2 protein-coding genes are annotated in these 2,818 nt (G+C 48.4%); both read right to left on the bottom strand.

The features are described 5' to 3' along the window. Positions 1 to 454 precede the first annotated feature (454 nt). Complete coding sequence (locus tag ABGY95_RS07255; protein ID WP_347441022.1) at positions 455 to 1,156, bottom strand: type I 3-dehydroquinate dehydratase; 702 nt, start codon at positions 1,154 to 1,156, stop codon at positions 455 to 457. A gap of 787 nt (positions 1,157 to 1,943) precedes the next feature. Then, on the bottom strand, positions 1,944 to 2,579 hold the full coding sequence (lipB, locus tag ABGY95_RS07250) for a lipoyl(octanoyl) transferase LipB (protein WP_347441021.1): 636 nt from the start codon (positions 2,577 to 2,579) through the stop codon (positions 1,944 to 1,946). Positions 2,580 to 2,818: the final 239 nt, after the last annotated feature.

Genomic DNA, 2,818 nt, shown 5'->3' with positions numbered 1-2,818 from the left:
AGCCCCTGTTTACGAAGAAGTACAGCTTGCTTGCGTCTATCTTCGAGTTGGCTAGGTGTGAGCGTACGTGCGTCTTGAAGTTTCATAGCTTATATCCAGCAGAAATAGTGCCAACTGGTTTTCCGCCAGATTAATAACAATGTGGATGGTGTTTTTTTTCTGTCATCAGTGCCAGGCATGTTAAGTAATGGCAAAGGGAGGCGAGCAATGAAAGCTGAGCGACGCGTAGGTGAAGGTGGTGTGTCAGTCTGCGTGGTGATGACCTCCGCGAGGAATGTCCTCTCTTTAAGGTGTTGAGGTCTAGTCTTCTCTTTTGGCTGGCTAAGGATTGAGGGGCTTAGGGCGCAGGAGTGAAATAGTAGTAGATGATTATGTTATTCTCCCCTCTGGGCAGAGTGCGCTCCGTGTACGGTGTTGCGTATATCGGGAGACGGAACACGGCCGAAGGCACACCTCAAAACCTTTTGGAAGCACGTATTGCCTGGCTGAGTAAGCTGGCAGGCCATTGACCAGGAGCAGTTTCCTTACCGCCAAGGTATCCGTAATTCAGTAAGGAGCCAAGCTGGGAATAGAGGACGCGAGAAACTGGAGCTAGAGATCCCATACCCATCAGCGAGGTCGCAATGGGCTGACCTTCTTGCAGCAGGCTAGCGCAGCGGTACATGTCTTCCACGTTGTTGTGGTGGACTGCCATTTTGACCATGTCCGCACCTAGGTCGATGGCCTGGCGGATTTTATCGCGGAGGAAATCTGTGCTCGGAGTCTTCTTGAAATCGTGGAATGAGGCGATTACTAGAGCTCCATTGGCGCGTGCTTGATCTGCGGCGCTTTGCATTTCTTCGAGGTTGGCTAGTTCGATGTCGACGAATGTGGCGAGCGGTGAGAGCCCGCCGATGAGTTGGCATCGTTGCTCGGTGCTGAGCTGTGCGAGCCCGCCCTCTGTGGTGCAGCGTGCAGTGATGAGCGTTTGCAGCGGGCTCGATTTGAGCTTGATCAACACATCGCGAACTTGCTGGAGGTTCTTGAGTAAGCCATCGAGGCGGAACTCTACGATTTCGCATTCATCTGCAGAGAATGGGTAGTCGAGAAGGCTAGCGTCGGCGATGGAGCCGACGGTCTTAGGGCCTTGTGGCATGCTCGGGTGGCTGCGGTTCATACTCATGCCGCAGATGCTGCACTGAGAGGGTCAAAGATTCAACAGAGATTTCTGGTGAATTAGCCAAGGTCGCTTAGCTCTATTGAAGAGTGAACATTTTAGTGGAAAGCAATTCGAACTCTTTATCTTTGATTAGTTGTTCTCGTGTCGCCCCAAAGGCGTCTTCTACCTTTCGAATCTCGGCTTTCATTTTAAATGGATTAATTGTTGAGAGCTGATGCTCGATCAACGACGATTGTTCATCTATGAGTAAAGCTAATCAGGAATCGCTGAGCTGGTGGGGCTGATCTTGGAGTGAGGCGAACATGTTTAGCTCCTTTACGAAATCAGCTCTCCTGCTTACTATAAACTATAGAGGATCTCCCAAAGGATCTACAGCTTCAGAAAAACTTTAATATCAAAGGATGTCATATTCAAGAGCCCCTCTAACTTGTCTGTAGTCCTTCTGTTCAACATAGTTCTGAACGTGTTTAACAGAGTGCCTCGACGTAGTCTGGTGAATCTCCATTTTCTTTAACCAGTCGCAGATGGAATCAAAATATTTTGGGTGTCCGCTTTAATGAGGTAATACGCAATAACAGTAACCGACACAAATAGATTGGCCAAAGCAGGACAACTACCAATAACCGTATCAAGCTATTGGAGAAAATGATTTTGGCGTATGGGGACCAGATGACAAATGACCGGATAAGGAGGGCTAGAACGAGTTGGGTGATTTTGCGTTGTTGCCCCAGAGCAAGTACATCGATTGAGTGCGCGGATACCGCCGAAAGGGTGAAGTCGGAGATTAAGTTTCGAGTTGGCTGAGAGCTTCGAGCATGTACTTAGAGGCAGCTTTGGAAAACTCCGCAACTGAGATATCGCTTTTAGCTTCGTGAGCGACACAAGTAGTTTTGACTCCATCGAGCCCACAAGGGGTGATGGAGAGGAAGCCTTTCAGGCTTTCTTTTGTGATGTTGATGGCGAAGCCGTGCATACCAACCCATTTACGAACTCCGACACCAATGGCGGCAAGTTTTCGGTCTTTAACCCAGACTCCAGTGAGACCTTCGCGCCTTTCGGCATCGATCCCAAATGATTGACAGGTATCAATGAGGGCCTGCTCAATAGCGCGAATGTAGGTATGAAGATCTTTACCGAGTGGGCGTAGGTCGACTATTGGGTAACCAACTAATTGACCAGGTCCGTGGTAGGTGGCTTGCCCACCACGATTTATTTCGACCACTGGGTGAGGTAGTAATTCAGGGCTTCGCAGTGAAGATTGATCTCTAGTGCGACCGATCGTATAAACCGGCGCGTGCTCGAGTTGAAAGAAGGTGTTCGGAGCTGTGCCATCTAGAACTTCAAGTAATTTAGCTTCCTGAGTTTGGAGAGCATCGGCGAATGCTATATTTGAACCAAGCCATTTATCAACGAGCTGCATAGGGGAGTGGTAATGGATTAGCTAAGTAGGGGGAAGCGCAATCTTTAGTCCCGATGCGTGCGTGATTAGAATGTGGGACAGGAGTAACTTAGAGTTATTATTCCCTTATGTATGAATAGAATGAAAAAGAAATTATGGGCGAGTGGAGTGACAATTCTCTTAGGAGCTTTTTTGCAAGTAAATGCTCAAGTGGCTCCTAAAAAATTGAATCTGTCGAATTTTAACGAGGTGCGCGACTA

The organism is Rubritalea sp. (genome assembly GCF_039830215.1).
GTDB lineage: Bacteria > Verrucomicrobiota > Verrucomicrobiia > Verrucomicrobiales > Akkermansiaceae > Rubritalea.
The sequence above is the reverse complement of the archived record's forward strand: the minus strand, read 5'-3'. Positions and strand labels throughout refer to the sequence as shown.